Below are 18,133 nucleotides of genomic sequence, written 5' to 3' on the forward strand. Positions count from 1 at the left end.
GCGATCCTTATTGTCGGCGGGCCAGCTCCCGCTGAATATGATCCAGCAGAATATCGATGTTAATCGGCTTACGCAAAAATGCAGCGGCGCCCAGACTGAGGGCGTACCGCTGCATATTTTCATCAGCATGACCGGAGATAAAGAGTACAGGGGGTGGCGGTACGGCCAGCAGCCGCAGCTTGTCGAACAGCTCAAGGCCGCTCATGCCTCGCAGCTTGATATCGGTGATCACCAGCGCCGCGCCGGACAGCGCGAGAGGATGGCTCAGGAACCCCTCAGCCGAATCAAACGTATCGGTCGAATACCCTTCCGACTCCAGGAGATTACTCAACCCGCTGCGGACGGAACGTTCGTCATCAATGATGGCAATGCGCCACGGCAGCGTCATGCGGTCTTTCCTCTCACAAATCATTAAACGTCGCGCGTGTCCTTCGCGGGCGCCGGGGGCGCCGTGCCGCTGATTTTCGGTACGCATTCGTGACGAAACCAGGCGAGGGTCAGCGGTTCGCGACTCATTAAGCGCCGTCCCACCGGGATGAGCTGCTCCCCCACCAGCATGCCAAACAGGCCAAGCAGGGCGACAACCGGCGGTGCCGGCGAATGGACGTCGAGCAGAGCGTAAATTACCCCAGCTACCACGCCACATACCAGCGAAATAATCCATGCTTTCATGACGATGCTCCTGTCTGCGGTGCTGCCGGAACGGTGACCTGAGCAGGCGCACTGTCGCGGGATAACAGATGCCGCGTCGCCTGTTCACCCGCCAGCATCCCCAGCAGGCCAATCAACGCCAGCGCGGGCGGCGCGGGGGAGCGCACCTTCAGCACGGCATACATCAGGCCAATCAACACGCCTGCCGCAAGGGATATCAGCCCAGTACTCATTGTGAACTCCAGAGAAAAAAGCAGCGGCGAGCCGGATGAGGGACCAGCCCGCCGACAGGGCTTAGCGAGCCGGGACCGGCGCTAAGGTGCGGTGCTCGCTCTTCTGGCGAGATGGCGCTTTGTGCACCATGGTGTAGGCGTAATCGACGCCCATGCCGTACGCGCCGGAGTGCTCGCGCACGATATCCATTACCGCGGTGTAGGTCTCTTTACGCGCCCAGTCGCGCTGCCACTCCAGCATGACCTGCTGCCAGGTCACCGGGATCACGCCCGCCTGGATCATGCGCTGCATCGCGAAGTCATGAGCTTCTTTTGACGTGCCGCCGGAGGCATCCGCCACCATGTAAATTTCATAATCGCCTTCCAGCATCGCGCACAGGGCAAAGCTGTTGTTGCACACTTCGGTCCACAGACCTGCTACCACGACTTTCTTCTTGCCGTTGGCCTTCAGCGCGTCACGCACTTTCTGGTCGTCCCAGGAGTTCATGGAGGTACGCTCCAGAATGTCCTGGCCCGGGAACACGTCCAGCAGTTCCGGATAGGTGTTACCGGAGAAGCTTTCGGTCTCTACGGTGGTGATGATGGTCGGGATATTGAAGACTTTCGCCGCTTTCGCCAGCGCCACGGTGTTATTTTTCAGCACCTGGCGGTCAATAGACTGCACGCCAAACGCCATCTGAGGCTGATGATCGATAAAGATAATCTGGCAGTTCGCAGGGGTTAACACTTCGAGCTTTGAAGAGGTCATAGCATTTTCCAGTGGTTAAGGGTGAAATCGCCGTGAGCGCACGGCGATAAAGTCACGCTCATCCTGCGGTTTATCGCACCTGGGCGTAATTATCTCTTCGTATAGTTAACCTTAGGTATAGTTATACTTTGGTATACCTATCCTATTGTATAACTGGATCTTTGCCGAAACCGGTTCCCATAATCCTGACCATTCCCCTCTCAGTCAGGAGCAGTTATGGTTACCCTCGGTAAAGCCGATCTCATTCTGGTTAATGGCCAGTTTCATACCGTCGATCGCGAGAACCCCATCGCGGAAGCCGTTGCCGTGCGCGATGGAAAATTTCTGGAAGTGGGTACCGTCGCTGAGGTGATGCAACATCACTGCGACGGTACGAAAGTGGTCGATTTGAAAGGCCACACCGCCATCCCCGGGCTGAACGATTCGCACCTGCACCTCATTCGCGGCGGGCTGAACTACAACCTCGAGCTGCGCTGGGAAGGCGTGCCGTCGCTGGCCGATGCCCTGCGGATGCTGAAAGAGCAGGCTCTGCGCACGCCGTCGCCGCAGTGGGTACGCGTGGTGGGCGGCTGGACCGAGTTCCAGTTTGCCGAACGCCGCATGCCGACGCTGGACGAGATCAACGCCGCCGCCCCGGACACCCCGGTTTTCATCCTGCACCTCTATGACCGCGCCCTGCTCAACCGCGCCGCGCTGAAGGTGGTCGGCTACACCAAAGACACGCCGAACCCGCCGGGCGGCGAGATCCAGCGTGACGCCAACGGCAACCCAACCGGGATGCTGATTGCGCGCCCGAACGCCATGATCCTCTACGCCACGCTGGCCAAAGGACCGAAGCTGCCGCTGGAGCAGCAGGTTAACTCCACCCGTCAGTTCATGCGCGAGCTGAACCGTCTGGGGCTGACCAGCGCCATCGACGCGGGCGGCGGCTTCCAGAACTACCCGGAAGATTACGAGGTGATTGCCGAGCTGCACGAGAAAAAGCAGATGACCATCCGCATCGCCTACAACCTGTTTACCCAGCGTCCGGGCCACGAGCTGGAGGACTTTGAGAAATGGACCGACATGCTCACGCCGGGCCAGGGCAGCGACTTCTTCCGCCATAACGGCGCGGGCGAGATGCTGGTCTTCTCCGCCGCCGATTTTGAAGATTTCCTCGAACCCCGCCCGGATCTCGCGCCGGGCATGGAGGACGAGCTGGAGCGCGTGGTGCGCCATCTGGTGGAGCACCGCTGGCCGTTCCGCCTGCACGCCACCTATAACGAATCCATCAGCCGCATGCTGGACGTCTTCGAGAAGGTGAACCGCGACATTCCGTTCAACGGCCTGCACTGGTTCTTTGACCACGCGGAAACCGTCACCCAGGCCAACATCGCCCGCATCAAAGCGCTCGGGGGCGGCATTGCCGTCCAGCACCGTATGGCCTTCCAGGGCGAGTACTTTGCCGAACGTTACGGCATCGAAGCCACCCGCCATACACCGCCGGTGGCGAAAATGCTGGAGACCGGCGTACCGGTGGGCTTAGGTACGGACGCCACCCGCGTGGCGAGCTACAACCCGTGGACCGCGCTCTACTGGCTGGTCTCCGGCCGTACCGTCGGCGGGATGCAGATGTACGACCACAGCGCCCGTCTGGATCGCGATACCGCCCTGATGCTCTGGACCCAGGGCAGCGCGTGGTTCTCCAGCGAGCAGAATCAGAAGGGGCAGATCAAGGTCGGCCAGCTCGCCGACCTGGCCGTACTCAGCAAAGACTACTTCCGCGTGCCGGAAGAGGAGATCAAGGGCATCGAGTCCGTCCTGACGGTGGTCAACGGCGATATCGTCTACGCGGCAGGCATCTTTGGCCCGCTCGCGCCGCCCGCCATTCCGGTTCTGCCCGACTGGTCCCCGGTCGTGAAAGTACCGGGCCACTACCGCAGCGCGCCGCCGCAGGCCGCACGCGTGGGCATGAGCGCCGTTCACCACTGCAGCGGCCCGTGCGGGGTTCACAGCCACCAGCATGATTTTGCCCGCACGTCAGAAATGCCGGTGTCCGACGATAACGCTTTCTGGGGGGCGCTGGGCTGCAGCTGCTTTGCATTCTGATGAAAAACACGCTTGCTCCGCCCCGGGTTGACCTGGGGCTGTTCTTCCTGCGCCTGACCGGCAGCCTGCTGCTGCTGTACGTGCACGGCCTGCCAAAGGTGCTGCACTTCAGTGAAGAGCTGACGCGCATTGAAGATCCGTTCGGCTTCGGGCCCTTTGCCAGCCTGATCCCGGCCATCGTCGCCGAGGTAATTTGCCCGCTGTTTATCATTGCGGGCGTGTATACCCGCCTGGCGTGCCTGCCGATTATCGCCGTGCTGCTGGTGGCGATGCTGGCGGTGCACCCGAACTGGTCGATTGCCGAAGGGCAGTTTGGCTGGCTGTTGCTGATTATCTTTACCACCCTTGCCCTCACCGGCCCGGGCCAGTGGCGATTGCAGCGTAAGGCAGCGGAGAGGTTCGCATGACCCAGGTTAACGACGTTCGCGACGCACACGTCGAGACGACGCACACATCAACGGTTTCGCCCTGGCAGCCGCTAAGCCAGCCGGTGTTCAGGATGCTGTGGATCGCCACGGTGGTCTCTAACGTCGGCTCATGGATGAGCGACGTCGGCATCAACTGGAGCATGCTGACCCTGAGCGCCGATCCGCTGGACATCGCGCTGGTGCAGGCCGCCAGCAGCCTGCCGATGTTCCTCTTCGCCCTGCCGTCCGGGGTAATGGCGGATATCGTCGACCGACGTAAATACCTGCTCTTCTCCCAGCTGTGGGTGTTTATCGCTGCCGCCGGGCTGACGGTGCTCTCTTTCACCGGACACGTCACCCCCGCCGTTCTGCTGGTGGCGACGTTTCTACTGAGCGTCGGCGCGGCGATGAGCTCGCCGCCGTTTCAGGCCGTGGTGCCGGACCTGGTGAGCAAGCCCGAGCTGGGTGCCGCCGTGGCGCTGAACTCGCTCGGGGTAAACATCAGCCGGGCGATTGGCCCCGCGCTGGGTGGTTTTCTGCTGTCGCTCGCCGGGCCGTGGATGGTGTTTGCCCTGAACGCGCTCTCCGTGGTCGGCGTGGCGTGGGTACTGTGGCGCTGGCGTCAGGCCCCGACCGTGCAGCGTCTGCCGCCGGAGCATTTCTTCTCGGCGGTGCGATCCGGCATTCGCTACGTGCACGCCGCGCCGGTGCTGCGCAACGTGCTGGTGCGCACCGTGGCCTTCTTCGTTTTCGGCAGCGCGGGCTGGGCGTTACTGCCGCTGGTGGCGCGCCGCGAACTGGGCTTAGGCCCGGCAGGCTACGGCGTAATGCTGGCGTGCATTGGCCTGGGGGCGATTGCCGGCGCGATTCTGCTGCCGCGCCTGCGCCAGCGGCTGAATGCCGACCGCCTGATGGTGGCCGCCAGCCTGACGTTTGCCCTCACCATGCTGGCGCTGGCGTTTGTGCGCCACGTCTGGCTGCTTAACCTGTTTGAGTTTTTCACCGGCTTCGCGTGGATTGCGGTGCTCTCCACTCTCAATCTCGGCGCGCAGCGCAGCGCCGCCCGCTGGGTGAAGGCCCGCGCGCTGGCGGTGTATCTGACGGTGTTCTTCGGCTCGATGACCGCAGGCAGCGCCCTCTGGGGGCAGATCGCCTCCCGGTTCGGTACCCCAACCTCGCTGGTTGTCGCCACGCTGGGGATGGTGCTGGCGAGCGCGACGGTGTTCCGCTGGAAGCTGGAGAAAGATCCGGACCTGAACCTCGACCTGAGCGGTCAGCCGCTGGACGGCGTGGAGATTGACCTGCCAAACGAACGCGGCCCGGTGCTGGTCTCGCACGAGTACCTCATCGACCCGCAACACGCCAAAGCCTTCCTGGAGGCGGTCCACGAGCTGCGCCGGGTGCGCCGCCGCGCCGGGGCGATGAGCTGGGCGGTATATGAAGATATCGAGCGCCCCGGTCTGTTTATCGAGACCTTCCTGATGGGCTCGTGGATTGAGCATCTGCGGCAGCAGGAGCGCCACACCATGAATGACCTCCTGCTGCAGAGCCGCGTTCTGGCTTTTCATCAGGGCACAACCTCACCGGCTATTCGCTACCTGGTCGCGCCGGTATAACCATAACCATCACCTGTACAGGAACACACTATGGCAACGTTTAAGGCAAAAGACGGCACGCAGATTTACTACAAAGACTGTGGCGCGGGTAAACCGGTTCTCTTCAGCCACGGCTGGCCGCTGGACGGCGACATGTGGGACAGCCAGCTGAACTACCTGGCCGAGCGCGGCTTCCGTGCCATCGCCTTTGACCGTCGCGGGTTTGGCCGCTCGGATCAGCCGTGGAACGGTTACGACTACGACACCTTTGCGTCCGACATCAATGACCTGATCACCACCCTGGATCTGCGCGACGTGACGCTGGTGGGCTTCTCCATGGGCGGCGGCGACGTGACCCGTTACATCAATAACTACGGCAGCGCGCGCGTCGCCGGTCTGGCGCTGCTGGGCGCGGTCACGCCGATCTTCGGTAAATCCGACTCCTTCCCGCAGGGTGTGGATCAAAGCGTATTCGAGGGCATTCGCGACGGACTGCGTAAAGATCGCGCCCAGTTCATCAGCGACTTCGCCACCCCGTTCTACGGTACCAACGCCGGACAAACCGTTTCTGCCGGTGCCCTGACCCAGACGCTGAATATTGCCCTGCTGGCATCGCTGAAAGGCACCATCGACTGCGTGACCGCGTTCGGCGAAACCGACTTCCGCCCGGATATGGCGAAAATCGACGTGCCGACGCTGGTGATTCACGGCAGTAACGACCAGATCGTGCCGTTTGAAAGCACCGGCAAGCTGGCGGCAGAGATGATCAAAAACGCCACGCTGAAGGTGTACGACAACGCGCCGCACGGCTTTGCGCTGACCCACCAGGACCAGCTCAACGAAGATCTGCTGGCGTTTGTGAAGTCGCTGTAATTTTCTGTAGGCCGGGTAAGGCGCAGCCGCCACCCGGCGCTTTCGCAGATGCGTTCCGCTCTGCCAGCAGCCGACAAATCTCCGCATGCTTCTCCTCGGTAAAGGTAAAGCGCGACATAAAGCCCATTCGGATCGCTGACCCTATCGCCGGAAGCAGGCAAATCCCAAAGAACAGCCCCTCCAGCACGCCTTCACTCTGGATCTGCGCCTGCGGCACGTAGCCAATCAACGTCAGGAACACACCGATCAACCCGCCGCCCACCGCCACCGACATCTTGCCGGTAAAGGTCTGCCCGGAGAAGGTGATCGCCGCGCAGCGCTTGTGGGTGTGGTACTCCGCGTACTCGATGGTGTCGGCAATCATCGACGAGGTGAGGATGTTGGTCATCATCACAAACAGGGTGCTCAGGCCGAGCAGGATAAACAGCATCGTCACCTGCTGATACCCGACAAACCACATCACCACGCGCACCGCCACGTCCAGCCCGCAGAGGATCATAAACAGCTTCCGCTTCTGCATCCGGCGCGTCAGCATCGGGGCGACCAGGCACAGCACTGCCGCGACAATCCCCATCACGCCAATCGCCATCTGCAGGCTTCCATCGCCCAGGTTGTTGATAAAGAAGTAGATATACAGCCCGCCCGCCACGTTATGGAACACGCAGAAGAAGAACGACAGCAGGACGATAAACAGCGGCTTGTTCTGACGCAGGTTGTGGAAGGTATCGCGGATGGTCACCTTTTCCGGGCTCGGCGGCACGCGCTCTTTGATCTGCATAAAGCCGTTAAGCATCAGCGGCAGCCCCACCAGCATCATCACCAGCGCCGCCATAAAGTAGCCTTTGTCGTTGCTGTACTGGGCGAAGAACGCCGCCAGCTTAGGGAAGAAGATATTGGCGCAGGCAATCCCGGCGTTCACCCCGAGCATCGCCGCCGTCACCGCGCGGGTGCGCTGGGCGGAGTCGTTGGTCATCACCGACGACATCGACCAGAACGGAATATCGGAGATGGCATACAGCGTCCCCCACAGGATGTAGGTCACCCCGGCGTAGAGGATTTTGGTGGTCATGTCCGCTTCAATTTTATAGAACGACAGCAGCGTGACGCCGGTGATCAACAAAGGGGCGATCAGCAAAAAGTGGCGAAACTTGCCGAACCGGCTGTTAATGGTGTCCATAATGCTGGCAAATAGCGGATCGTGAACCGCGTCCCACGCGCGGGCAATCAGGAAAATGGTGCTCGCCGCCAGCGCCGAAATGCCCAGCACGTCGGTGTAAAAATAGTTAATAAACGAACCCACTAAACCAAAGCTAAAACACTGACCTAAACCATAACCAAAATAAGACCACAACTCGCGAGACGGTATTTTCATTGTCATTGCCATTGTTATATGCCTGCCTGGTTGCCCGGCGGTGGACCGCCGGGTCGATATTATTAGTCCTGCGCCTTCGGGGCGATCTTACGCAGCTGCTGCATCAGGGCGATTTCACGGCGTGAGAACGGGATCCCGTTCTCCTCAAACACGTCGTGGAACCAGAGGCGACAGTAGTCCGTGGACTCCTTCATCACCACCGGCCACGGCAGCCACGTCTGGGTTTTGCCGCGCACCAGCCCCCACTGGTAGGGCGCGACCTTCGCCGCATACATCAGCGGGAGCTGCTCTTCGATGGTGCTGCCCACGTGGCGCGCCAGCCATTCGGTGCAGAACAGCGGACGACCGAGCGTTTGCAGCTGCTGGATTATCGCCGTCATGCGCCCGGTGTGGGTGTAGGCGTGGAAGCTCACCACGTCAGAGAGCGCGAGCGCGGTTTGGTCCAGCGGATGCTGGAAGAACGTCTCGCCCTCCTCTTCCGGCGGCAGACGCCAGGCGCAGACGGTGAGCGGCTGGGTCGGGTTCTCCTCACGCACCCACCGGAACGCCAGCTTCATCAGTTCATGGGCGCAGGTCTCCAGCTTCGCGTCGTACTGCACCTCCTGCGTGCCCGTCGCGAAAATGCCGCGGTTACCCGGCTCGTTGTAGAGATCCCACAGCAGCACGCGCTTATCCTCGCGGAACTGGCGGACAACGTCGCGGATATAGCGCTCAATCTGCGGCCAGCAGTCGGGATCGCACACCTTATCCCGCCCCGGGCTCGCCGCCGCCTGGCTGTTGTGCTTGCCCGGTACGGGCGGCTTTTGCGGGCCGAGGTACGGCTCGTCGCCGGAGAAGCCGCAGTCGTCCATCAGGGTCAGCATGGTGCTGAACCCGCGGCCGTCGGCTATGGTCAAAAACCGGTCGATGCGCGCCATCAGCCCGTCGCGGTCATGCTCCCAGACGATAAACGGCAGGTTGATGCGCAGGGTGTTGTAGCCCGCCTCCGCCGCCCAGCCCAGTTCGCGGTCGATGGTCTCGGCATCGAAGGTCTCTTCCTGCCAGATATCGGTCCAGTTCACCGCCGTCGACGGCAAATAGTTAAACCCGCACAGCCAGCCCTTTTGTTCGTACCACGCCTGTGCCTGCTCCCTGCTCCACTGCTCTTTCATTACGCGTCCTCTTACTGATAATATTTAGCTAATAAATATTAGCTGCGGGTTAAATGCGCAAATCACGGCACGCCGAAAAGCGACGGCCTTCACAAAGTTCGCGCTTCGATGAATGAGAAACGTGATCGACGGCGCGTAAGCGCGCGGTTAGGGTATGATGCGAATTCGCGAAAGGGAGAGGACGGATGAAGCGAAAACCGAAAGTGACGATGAACGATATTGCGCGGGCGGCAGGGGTGTCGCAGGCGACGGTATCGCTGGTGCTTAACCAGTCCCGCAACATCAAGCTCAGCGACGACACCCGCCAGCGGGTGATAAACGTCGCCACCGAGCTCGGCTACGACCGCCTCCCCGCCGTTCACGCCCCGCGCAACCAGGAAGAGATCGCCCTGCTGGTCAGCTCCATGCAGAGCTTCGACCCGTTTATTGACGCCATCAGCCAGGCGCGGGAAGCCGCGTGGCGCAACGAGACCCTGCTCACCGTCTACGACTACGGCGACGACATCGAGCTGGCGCTGAACATCATCCGCCAACTGGAGAAGCGCAACTGCATCGGGATTATTCTCGCATCTCCGGTCACCACGCTGGTGGACATGACGGCTTTCCAGGACTGCACCCGCATCCCGCTGGTGCTGCTCAACCAGCGCGACCCCGGCTCGCCGCTGCTGCCGTCGTTTATTCCGGACGACTACGCCAACGCTTTTCAGGTCACTAAACACCTGATTGCCTGCGGAGCGACGCGCATCGCCCACATCACAGGCGAGAGCTGGATGGAGGCCTCTCGCCAGCGTCTCGCGGGCTACCAGGCGGCATTACAGCAGGCCGGACTTGCGTGCGACGAAGGCCTGGTGCGCCAGACCAACTGGCAGTTCAGCGAGTCCTTTACCGCCACCACGTCCCTGCTGGAACTGGCCGAGCGCCCGGACGCCATCTTCTGCGCCAGCGACTGGCTGGCGATTGGCTGCTATCAGGCGCTGGCGGTGAACGGCGTGCGCATCCCGCAGGACATGCTGCTGGCGGGCTACGACGACCAGAAGATCTCCGAGCAGCTCACCCCGCCGCTGACCAGTATCCAGCTGCCCTACAGCGAGCTGGGACGGCTGGCGGTGGAGTATCTGTGCAATCAGGAAGATGCCGCCACGCACGTGACGCTGGCGGGCAGGCTGAAGGTGCGCGCCTCAAGCCTCGTCTGAGGTAAACACCATGCCCACATAGGGCTTCTCGCGACACGCCGCCAGCCGCGCGGCGAGGCTGCCCACGTGCAGCTCCAGCTTGTGCCCGTCCGGGTCGAGAAAATAGAACGACGCCCCCTCGCTTTTGTTCTGCTTCCAGACGGTGACGCCCGCCTGCTCCAGCTTGTTTGAGAACGGTTCAAAATCCGCCTCCGCCACGGTAAACGCGTAGTGGGTGTAGTCGCTCTCCTGCGGCGGCACATACTGGCGCGCCTCGTCGTACGACAGGCAGACCCACAGATCGCCGCAGGTGAGATAGGCCCCGGTATTCCAGCGGGCGTGGAGCGTCAGCCCCAGCAGCTCGTGCCAGAAGGTGACGCTTTTTTGCAGGTCGCTGACCGCGAGGGTCAGATGGTTGAGTGATTGCAGCATAATGAGCCCTTTTGTTTTTCGCGCCGGACGTGATACGGTAAAGAGATGAACATAAACCACGCCGTGCTCACCGTAAACCGCTGGTGGCTGCCTTCTTAAAGGCGGCTCGGAGTTGTTTTCCCCATTTTCAGATAGCCGCCGAAAGGCGGCTTTCTCACATCTAAGACCCCTTTCGGCAACTGCACATTAAGGAGTCTTTATGAACGCACCAACCATCCTCACCGGCGACCGCCCAACCGGCCCGCTGCACCTCGGCCACTTTGTCGGATCGCTGCGCCAGCGCGTGGCGCTCCAGCAGACGCACAGCCAGTTTGTGCTGATTGCCGACCTCCAGGGGCTGACCGACAACGGCAGCAACCCGCAAAAAATCCGCGACAACATCCCCGAAGTGCTGGCCGACTACCTCGCCGCGGGCATCGACCCGAACCTGACCACGATCTGCCTGCAGTCCGCCCTGCCCGCCCTCGCCGAGCTGACGATGCTGTATATGAACATCGTCACCGTCGCCCGCGTTGAGCGTAATCCGACGGTGAAAAACGAGATTGTGCAGAAGGGCTTTGCCCGCTCGCTGCCGGTCGGGTTTATGGCCTACCCCATCAGCCAGGCGGCGGACATCACGGCGTTTAAGGCCGAGTGCGTGCCCGTCGGCGACGACCAGCTGCCGATGATTGAGCAGACCAACGAGATTGTGCACAAGATGAACAGCCTGCTGCCCGCCCCGGTGCTGCGCCACTGCAAGGCGATGCTGAGCGACACCAGCCGCCTGCCAGGCATCGACGGCAGCGCCAAGATGTCGAAATCGCTGGGCAACACGCTGCACCTTTCGGCCAGCGAAGAGACCATTCATCGTGCGGTCAGCGCGATGTACACCGACCCGAACCACCTGAAGGTGAGCGACCCGGGGCAAATTGAGGGGAACGTGGTGTTTACCTACCTCGACGCGTTTCATCCGGACAAGGACAAAGTGGCGGCGATTAAGGCGCACTATCAGGCGGGCGGGCTGGGTGACCGGGCGTGTAAGAACGAGCTGGAGGCGTGTTTGCAGGAGCTGATTGCGCCGATGCGGGAGCGGAGGGCGATGTATATGCAGGATAAAGGCGAGCTGATGGCGATGCTGAAGCGCGGGACCGAACGGGCGCAGGGGGTGACGCAAGGGACGTTGAGGGAGGTGAAGGTTGGGTTGGGGGTGCCGGTGTTTTGAGGGCGATATAAATAATAACCCCGGCGCAGGGCCGGGATATTTATCAGGCGTTGCGCTTAATCACCGGAATATCGCCGGTGTCATTTAATGCTCCCGGAAAGGTCTTCAGCCACTGCGCGACTTTCTGCTTATTAATATTCACCACACTCATACCCTCCAGGCATCCCCATAGTTCTCTTGTATGCTGGGGCGTAATCACAATGCAGTCTTTCATGGCGCGGATTTTTACGGGCATACCGTTGATAAAGCCCGCACGGGTTAGCCAGTCACCGCCCAGAAGAAGGTATTTCATGTCTATACGCGCATACAGTTCGCAGCAGGCGGCACTGTCCTGCGGCGTCTCCGCGCGTGGATGGACGGGCGCCGCGTTGGGCTGGTTGCCGTGAAGTCGACGGGCGCTGTTTTTGCGTACCAGCTCGCGGTTTTCAATCATGCCGGTGAAAGCGTCTGATTCTGTTTTGCAAACAGTAAACTCTGGCTTAAAATTCGTCGCAGCCATTTTCAACTCCTTACTAGTTGTTGTGGTTAGCGGTATGGGGGTGTTGCAGCACCTTCATATCGCGAATTCTCGGTTAAACTATCTTTGATACTTCCTTTGCCGTTCGGCGTAATTTCTGGTGCTCATTATACAAGGCTGAATATAAATACAGCGGCTTGGTGTAGGGGAAATTTGGAATTTGCGAGGGGGATTCAGGAAATAGGGTTGGGTCAGGGAAATTACGCAGCGAGGACTATCAGAATATAAGGTGAGCGCCCGCATGAACCTCAGAGCAACCATTCGCCGATCTGCGGGCTGGCAATGAGTTGTTTTATTATCAAGTTCGGTGACCGACTGAGCGATAACCTTTAATACGATGGCAGTTACACAGAATTACGGACAGGCTCCCTTGAGAGGATAAGCGTTAATAAAAAGGAGGCACTCAATGCCTCCTTTCGATTTGTTACGCTCTTACGTTCCAATCGTCCGTATACTGGACATTACCATCAACATAACGCCAGGTGATTTTGTCATACATCAGGGAAACAGATTCCATGTGGTTGATCTGCGAGTTTCCTGCCATTTTAGCGTTTGGCATCCCTGGGTTAATGCCCGTCACTTTCACGCCCTCAATGGTCATGACGAAGTAGCACTCTTCTTGTCCTGCATGGTTAATGCGATACCAGCGAATCTCCGCACTTTTCAACGTTTGACCGGTGGCAACAGCTTTGTATAGATACGGGCTGGAGCTATCAAACTCCTTTTCAATCATCATCGGAGAATGTGAACGCTTGCCAGTAATCTTCCCGTTGGCACCGTCTACTGGAATGTTCAGACCATGACTAAAGCCAACAATCTCTATACTCCCCTCACGATCCTGAACGTCTACAGCTCCTTTAATGTCTGCGCCGCCATCGTCCTTAAGCCACATGTAAGCCGGAATAGGCATTTTACAAACTCCTTTTAGTTGTGATTTTCTTCGTGATGAACCAGTAGCAAACAATCGTTAAGAGCAACTGAAAGCCCACAATCGCCGCCATTGTGAAATTTGAATACGTTTGATCCGGGAATAAAGACTGATAAGGCAGCAAGCGAAACAACGCCCAAAACAGGAAGGTAAACCCGAAGATTTTAGCTAACCGTCGCAATGTGGAACTGAACCACTCTCTGGGGATGCCTGCTGGACTAACTTTATGTGTCGCGCCACTGTACGCCGTGGTAATGGCGCTCATGACAGGTACACTGATTAATGTATTGATTAAGATGCTAAAATAGGCGTCTAACGATTCCCAAACTTCTAAATCAGGTTCACCCAAAATGAAGCGGGTAAACTTGTCGGCGCTCTGGAAATCAAAAAGCCCCGTAATAGAATTAACTAATCCTTCATACGGAACTATTTCAGCAACGATCAGCATAACAACAGCGAACAGCACTATCTTGATAAATAAACTAAGGGCATGTTTTGCCATTGGAGATCACCTCAATCGTGCCGTATGCCTGTAGCTTCCTCATGCAAGGAACATCTATTCTTTGGCTTCTCAACAGAGCATTACGCAACATGGCAAAATCAGAATCATGTGGGAGAGTGATACAACCTTCTGATAGTACGCCTGGATGCAAACGGAAATTGCCACGCTGAACGCTCTCAATCCATGTGTAATCGTCGATCCCCCAATCATCACGCCATAATGCGAACCATTCAGAATGTTTAAATGTTGCACCATTGGCGAAGTGATTATAAATGTCTCTTCCCCCTGCGTTTAGCTGTGACTTCAGTCCACCTTGAGGGCGGTCAACAATCCAGTATTTACCCGCTGGTACTGGCCCCTCTTTGGGGATCATTCCACATGCCCCACGATTACGGTAAGCACCATTACCAGAGAAAGCTAAAAACGTGCCTATACCAGGAAACGATAACGGGGAGTAGTACGCATCATTAATTACGAACTTTCCATGTAGAGCCATAGATAACCCTTTTATCTATAATGATTTTTTGGATTATCGTACTCCTACGCAATCGGACATAAGAAGGTTTTCTTCTGAAAGACCTCTGATTTTCAGACAATAGCCCGTTGGTGTTAAGACAACGTGTAAGGCCTGTTAGGCGGTAACATCAGAGGTGTGTCAGGAAGCGAAGTTTATCAAGTTGACCATGTTCCCTAAGGGGCGAGACCGAACCACTGGCAGAGTGACCTGCTCCCCGATGTTAGTAATGTCTTCATAAGCCACATGAGGACATCCCCATGAAGAGGCGTTTTTCCGACTGGCGTAATTACTGCTGCCTATTATACAGAGATGAATATAAATGCAGCGGTTTTGCGACAGGTAAAATTGAGAAATACGAGGAGGATTCAGGGAATGGATTTGGGGGATACTGGTAAATCGCTGGCTTGAAAATCAGTCTTATTTTCCTCATCCAAAAATCTATTCATTCGCTAAATTGCCTTAGACGACAAATCCGTCGCATCCAGCCCTTGTTCTCAGATCTCTCAAAATTCATCAAACCTATAGATTAACGATTTACATCACCCTGATTTTGTTATGTGATCCTGTTACAGGCTTTAGTAACGCCCTGCCCAGCCAACCGTAACAGGACTTCATCGATGGAATTTTATCAGGCCGATCCGACGCTTGAGAACTACTGGCGTGGTGTGATCCTCTTTGGAAGGAACGTCGCATCTTACAAATTTGCACTGGCGTCTGCCTTGTATGAAGCGGATAAGACGGGTAGCGATTTGATAACGCTAGACCAGCTTGCCGTGCCGTTCAGCCGCTATCTTTGCGATCACCTGAGGCATGCGCCAAAACAGATCACCTCACGCAGCAGTCAATTTCTGGAAACCTGCCTGAAGTTCAACCGAGGTGAAATCTCGCATGCCCAACTCATTGAAGCGACGGTGCGCCTTGGCTTTAACAACGTGATCGATGCCTTTCACTACGTGAACCAGGGCGAGATCGATAAACGTTTTTTCCTTGATGAACGTAAAACCCACAACGGGATCCGCCTGACGGATAACTTCTTTTTACTGGGTGAACGCCTGCAGTATAAAAACCTCGCCTTTGAAACCAATGCCCGCTGGAACCTGGTGGAACAGGCATGGTCGATGGGGATTTCACGTAACCTTGTGGGCGTGGAGTTCGACGAAGATAATCAGCTGCTGTTCACGAGGGTAAACGCGCGTCGCGTAGACATCACCAGCTGCCGCGACAGCCTGAATGGTTACCAGAAAGGACGATGTTTTTACTGCTTTAAACCCATCAGTCTGGTAACGGGAGACGCAGAACTGGCGGACGTCGACCACTTTATTCCCTGGGCTGCCCGCAAAGAAGTGATCAATATTAACGGCGTATGGAACTTAGTGCTGGCCTGCCGGTGTTGTAACCGTGGCGTTGAAGGCAAATCTGCACGCATTCCCGACCTCAGGCTCCTGCAGCGGTTACACACTCGCAATGAGTATTTTATTCAGAGCAAACTGCCGTTACATGAGACGATTGTTCTACAGACAGGGCAACGTCCTGAAGCACGGAAAAGCTTTCTTCAGCGTAACTGGCAGGCCGCGCTGGACAAACTTATCCATACCTGGAAACCCAACGCGGAAGGCGAGGCAACGTTTTAATGACACTTCACTACTATCAGAATCACGCACAGGATTTCTTCGATGGCACGGTCAATGTCGATATGACCCCGCTTTACGAGGCCTTTACCCAACATCTGCCTCACGGTGCCCGAGTTCTGGATGCGGGCTGCGGTTCAGGACGAGACGCAAAAGCCTTTCATGACATGGGTTATCAGGTGGTTGCTTTTGATGCATCTTCCGCGATGGTGGGGCTGGCAAGGCAACATTCCGGGTTACCCGTGCGGTTAATGACGTTTTCAGAGATAGACGATAAAGCGCAGTACGATGGGATCTGGTGTTGTGCATCTTTGCTGCATGTCCCCTCTTCTGGGTTACCTGCTGTAATGCAGAAGCTTGCGGATGCGCTTAAACCTGGCGGCGTCTGGTATGTGTCCTTTAAGTATGGGAATGGTGAGCGTGTGCAGGGTGAAAGACGGTTTACGGACCAGGATGAAGAGGGGTTGCGGGAGTTGCTGAGCGCGGTTCCGGGAATTGAGATAGCTTCGCTGTGGGCGACTCAGGATAACCGCCCAGACAGGGATGAGACATGGCTGAATGGGATATTAAGAAAAAACGCTGCTTAATCAATTCGTTGAGCTAATCAACAGGGAGTAGGTTAGCTCAGTCATTTATCACCTTGGTCAGCTCAACTTCACCCGTGGCGGCATTAAAGTACAGATAGAAAATATCCCCTTTTACCTGATCGGGTTTTGACAAGATTTCCTTATCTCCCAGGCGGCGCTTTTCCTTGGTGTATCCCAGCGTTTCGAGATACGCGCGCAAGGGTGCCGCATCGGTAGTCCCTTTAAAGAAGATGCTATTTGAAGGGGCATAACCATCGCCGGGATGCGCCTCGAAATAGTAGTCGTCCGTGATACGCGGGGCGTTTTCAATATCATTGTCAGTCAGCGTGTGGTAGTTGAAAAAGTCATTTTCGGTGTAAACCGTCGTTTCATCCGAGCCCGATGCCACGAACCAGACAAACAGCCATCTTAGGATAAAGACGGTGGCAACCGAGAGTGCACACCACTTCAGGACTTTTAAAAGGATTTTCATCGTTTAGCCCCCATGAATGAGAGCGATGTCCCATCGTTTGTAATGACCTTAACCACTCCGGATGTGAAATCTTCCCACGGCCGAAGCCAGGTCATAAAATGCGGAAGATTGACCGTATAAGGCTGATGCCGCACACACTGATCCTCAGGATCAGGAAAGAGAATCGGACGAAAGCCATGGTTTTTATGGGAACCGATAGCGCCATAGTAATCCCACCGACGAACGGCTGATTCATAGCTCACAGGCTTGAGACGATAGCCGTACCGGCCAGGAATAATTGCGCAATATAACCCGAACAGGTCAGACACCAAATCCTCACCGCTAAAGCCGCTGTCCGTATACCAGGAGAACGATCGCAGGCTTTGCAGACCTTCGAATCTGGATGCGGTGTTCATCATCATCGCCAGCATGATTCTGTTAATGTCTTCGGTACTCCGGCCACGCTTAATTTCCCAGTGAGAGAACTTCCCGACGCCAAGCCGTGATTTGAATTTTAAGAGGCCCATATCTTGCCGATACATGACAAAATAAGATGGCTTACCGCTACGCTCTCCCTCAACGAATTGACGTTTGAGCGCCGCCACGTCGTTGCCGCGGGCATGCCCCATATCAAGCCAGCCCAACGCCTCAGTGTAGACTATCCCTCTGTCAAGAACGTCAAAGAGTGCCCCATCCTTTATCTCTCTTCTGGTGCTCATGCTTACATCTCCATATGTAGTCTAACTGGCTATGTTATAGACGATTTTTTTGGCAGTCCAGACAACTATTTAAGGATTTTTAGAGCCAGAGTTGCATGCAGGTTTGATGAAGAAAACTATGCATTGGGGGGGAGTAACGGCTCACTGGAGTTGCAGATCCTTAAAGCACATTTTCAGGGAAGTATGCAGGGATAATTCACTGAGGAGACGAGTTTTGGCATGCACAGCTCCGTAAGGTTCTTAAGCAGCTTTTTCACTAGTGTGTTCATGTGCCTTCTGTAGGTACTGTATGCGACGCGAAAACTCTGACCTGCTCCCCGTTGATTAGTACACCCCGATGTTAGTAATGTCTTCATAAGCC

The 18,133-nt window shown here is 57.0% G+C and carries 21 protein-coding genes; 8 read left to right on the plus strand and 13 right to left on the minus strand.

Annotated elements, in window-relative coordinates; genetic code table 11:
- Nucleotides 1-7 precede the first annotated feature (7 nt).
- The 4 genes from ACOTYN_RS21050 to ACOTYN_RS21065 all read right to left on the minus strand — a co-directional run bounded on the left by ACOTYN_RS21050 (nucleotide 8) and on the right by ACOTYN_RS21065 (nucleotide 1,632).
- On the minus strand, nucleotides 8-388 hold the full coding sequence (locus ACOTYN_RS21050) for a response regulator transcription factor (protein ID WP_014882384.1): 381 nt from the start codon (nucleotides 386-388) through the stop codon (nucleotides 8-10).
- A 23-nt stretch (nucleotides 389-411) separates the two neighbouring features.
- Nucleotides 412-672, minus strand: coding sequence for a XapX domain-containing protein (locus tag ACOTYN_RS21055; protein ID WP_014882383.1), 261 nt, complete (start codon nucleotides 670-672; stop codon nucleotides 412-414).
- Complete coding sequence (locus tag ACOTYN_RS21060) at nucleotides 669-884, minus strand: DUF1427 family protein (protein WP_014882382.1); 216 nt, start codon at nucleotides 882-884, stop codon at nucleotides 669-671. Before ACOTYN_RS21060 ends, ACOTYN_RS21055 begins: the two co-directional genes overlap by 4 nt.
- Before the next feature lie 61 nt (nucleotides 885-945).
- A complete protein-coding gene (locus ACOTYN_RS21065; RefSeq protein ID WP_023331928.1) occupies nucleotides 946-1,632 on the minus strand; it encodes a hydrolase in 687 nt (228 codons plus the stop codon).
- Between the two features lie 216 nt (nucleotides 1,633-1,848).
- Here ACOTYN_RS21065 and ACOTYN_RS21070 point away from each other — a divergent pair, with 216 nt between their 5' ends.
- Genes ACOTYN_RS21070 through ACOTYN_RS21085 form a run of 4 tightly spaced genes read left to right on the plus strand, consistent with a single transcriptional unit; the run spans nucleotide 1,849 to nucleotide 6,595 of the window.
- Nucleotides 1,849-3,720, plus strand: coding sequence for an amidohydrolase (locus ACOTYN_RS21070; RefSeq protein WP_332958951.1), 1,872 nt, complete (start codon nucleotides 1,849-1,851; stop codon nucleotides 3,718-3,720).
- Nucleotides 3,720-4,127, plus strand: a complete 408-nt coding sequence (locus tag ACOTYN_RS21075) for a DoxX family protein (protein ID WP_332958953.1) — start codon at nucleotides 3,720-3,722, stop codon at nucleotides 4,125-4,127. The genes ACOTYN_RS21070 and ACOTYN_RS21075 overlap by 1 nt, the downstream gene beginning before the upstream one ends.
- Complete coding sequence (locus ACOTYN_RS21080) at nucleotides 4,124-5,743, plus strand: MFS transporter (RefSeq protein WP_023331926.1); 1,620 nt, start codon at nucleotides 4,124-4,126, stop codon at nucleotides 5,741-5,743. Before ACOTYN_RS21075 ends, ACOTYN_RS21080 begins: the two co-directional genes overlap by 4 nt.
- Before the next feature lie 30 nt (nucleotides 5,744-5,773).
- Complete coding sequence (locus ACOTYN_RS21085; protein ID WP_332958955.1) at nucleotides 5,774-6,595, plus strand: alpha/beta hydrolase; 822 nt, start codon at nucleotides 5,774-5,776, stop codon at nucleotides 6,593-6,595.
- Here ACOTYN_RS21085 and ACOTYN_RS21090 read toward each other — a convergent pair.
- Both ACOTYN_RS21090 and ACOTYN_RS21095 read right to left on the minus strand, forming a co-directional pair.
- Nucleotides 6,558-7,979, minus strand: a complete 1,422-nt coding sequence (locus ACOTYN_RS21090) for an MFS transporter (RefSeq protein WP_332958957.1) — start codon at nucleotides 7,977-7,979, stop codon at nucleotides 6,558-6,560. The two genes, ACOTYN_RS21085 and ACOTYN_RS21090, sit on opposite strands and share 38 nt — an antisense overlap.
- A gap of 50 nt (nucleotides 7,980-8,029) precedes the next feature.
- Nucleotides 8,030-9,118: a cellulase family glycosylhydrolase gene (locus tag ACOTYN_RS21095; protein ID WP_332958959.1), complete on the minus strand. Its 1,089-nt coding sequence runs from the start codon at nucleotides 9,116-9,118 to the stop codon at nucleotides 8,030-8,032.
- A 185-nt stretch (nucleotides 9,119-9,303) separates the two neighbouring features.
- On the opposite strand from ACOTYN_RS21095, the gene ACOTYN_RS21100 reads away from it, so the two are divergent.
- Nucleotides 9,304-10,311 carry a LacI family DNA-binding transcriptional regulator gene (locus ACOTYN_RS21100; protein WP_045134373.1) on the plus strand — a complete coding sequence of 336 codons (1,008 nt, stop codon included), beginning with the start codon at nucleotides 9,304-9,306 and terminating at the stop codon, nucleotides 10,309-10,311.
- Here ACOTYN_RS21100 and fosA read toward each other — a convergent pair.
- Nucleotides 10,297-10,722: a FosA/FosA2 family fosfomycin resistance glutathione transferase gene (gene fosA, locus ACOTYN_RS21105; RefSeq protein WP_047343940.1), complete on the minus strand. Its 426-nt coding sequence runs from the start codon at nucleotides 10,720-10,722 to the stop codon at nucleotides 10,297-10,299. The two genes, ACOTYN_RS21100 and fosA, sit on opposite strands and share 15 nt — an antisense overlap.
- Before the next feature lie 199 nt (nucleotides 10,723-10,921).
- Here fosA and trpS point away from each other — a divergent pair, with 199 nt between their 5' ends.
- Nucleotides 10,922-11,923, plus strand: a complete 1,002-nt coding sequence (gene trpS, locus ACOTYN_RS21110; RefSeq protein ID WP_332958962.1) for a tryptophan--tRNA ligase — start codon at nucleotides 10,922-10,924, stop codon at nucleotides 11,921-11,923.
- Nucleotides 11,924-11,966: 43 nt separating this feature from the next.
- On the opposite strand, the gene ACOTYN_RS21115 is transcribed toward trpS, so the two are convergent.
- The 4 genes from ACOTYN_RS21115 to ACOTYN_RS21130 form a co-directional block, all read right to left on the minus strand.
- Nucleotides 11,967-12,422, minus strand: coding sequence for a SymE family type I addiction module toxin (locus tag ACOTYN_RS21115; protein WP_198886550.1), 456 nt, complete (start codon nucleotides 12,420-12,422; stop codon nucleotides 11,967-11,969).
- A gap of 442 nt (nucleotides 12,423-12,864) precedes the next feature.
- Nucleotides 12,865-13,350, minus strand: coding sequence for an Hcp family type VI secretion system effector (locus ACOTYN_RS21120; RefSeq protein WP_201404732.1), 486 nt, complete (start codon nucleotides 13,348-13,350; stop codon nucleotides 12,865-12,867).
- Between the two features lies 1 nt (nucleotide 13,351).
- Nucleotides 13,352-13,870, minus strand: coding sequence for a hypothetical protein (locus ACOTYN_RS21125; protein WP_332958965.1), 519 nt, complete (start codon nucleotides 13,868-13,870; stop codon nucleotides 13,352-13,354).
- On the minus strand, nucleotides 13,851-14,366 hold the full coding sequence (locus tag ACOTYN_RS21130) for a DUF2778 domain-containing protein (protein WP_201404734.1): 516 nt from the start codon (nucleotides 14,364-14,366) through the stop codon (nucleotides 13,851-13,853). Before ACOTYN_RS21130 ends, ACOTYN_RS21125 begins: the two co-directional genes overlap by 20 nt.
- Before the next feature lie 638 nt (nucleotides 14,367-15,004).
- Between ACOTYN_RS21130 and ACOTYN_RS21135 the strand changes: the two genes are divergently transcribed.
- Together ACOTYN_RS21135 and ACOTYN_RS21140 are read left to right on the plus strand one after the other, a co-directional pair.
- A complete protein-coding gene (locus tag ACOTYN_RS21135) occupies nucleotides 15,005-16,018 on the plus strand; it encodes an HNH endonuclease (RefSeq protein WP_332958970.1) in 1,014 nt (337 codons plus the stop codon).
- Entirely contained in the window at nucleotides 16,018-16,602 is a 585-nt protein-coding gene (locus ACOTYN_RS21140) for a class I SAM-dependent methyltransferase (RefSeq protein ID WP_248178576.1), read from the plus strand. The genes ACOTYN_RS21135 and ACOTYN_RS21140 overlap by 1 nt, the downstream gene beginning before the upstream one ends.
- A gap of 37 nt (nucleotides 16,603-16,639) precedes the next feature.
- On the opposite strand, the gene ACOTYN_RS21145 is transcribed toward ACOTYN_RS21140, so the two are convergent.
- On the minus strand, nucleotides 16,640-17,074 hold the full coding sequence (locus tag ACOTYN_RS21145; RefSeq protein ID WP_332958974.1) for a hypothetical protein: 435 nt from the start codon (nucleotides 17,072-17,074) through the stop codon (nucleotides 16,640-16,642).
- Nucleotides 17,071-17,772, minus strand: coding sequence for a hypothetical protein (locus tag ACOTYN_RS21150; RefSeq protein ID WP_332958976.1), 702 nt, complete (start codon nucleotides 17,770-17,772; stop codon nucleotides 17,071-17,073). Before ACOTYN_RS21150 ends, ACOTYN_RS21145 begins: the two co-directional genes overlap by 4 nt.
- Between the last annotated feature and the right edge of the window lie 361 nt (nucleotides 17,773-18,133).

This window comes from Enterobacter cloacae complex sp. IR5458 (assembly GCF_049238025.1).
Lineage (GTDB): Bacteria > Pseudomonadota > Gammaproteobacteria > Enterobacterales > Enterobacteriaceae > Enterobacter > Enterobacter kobei.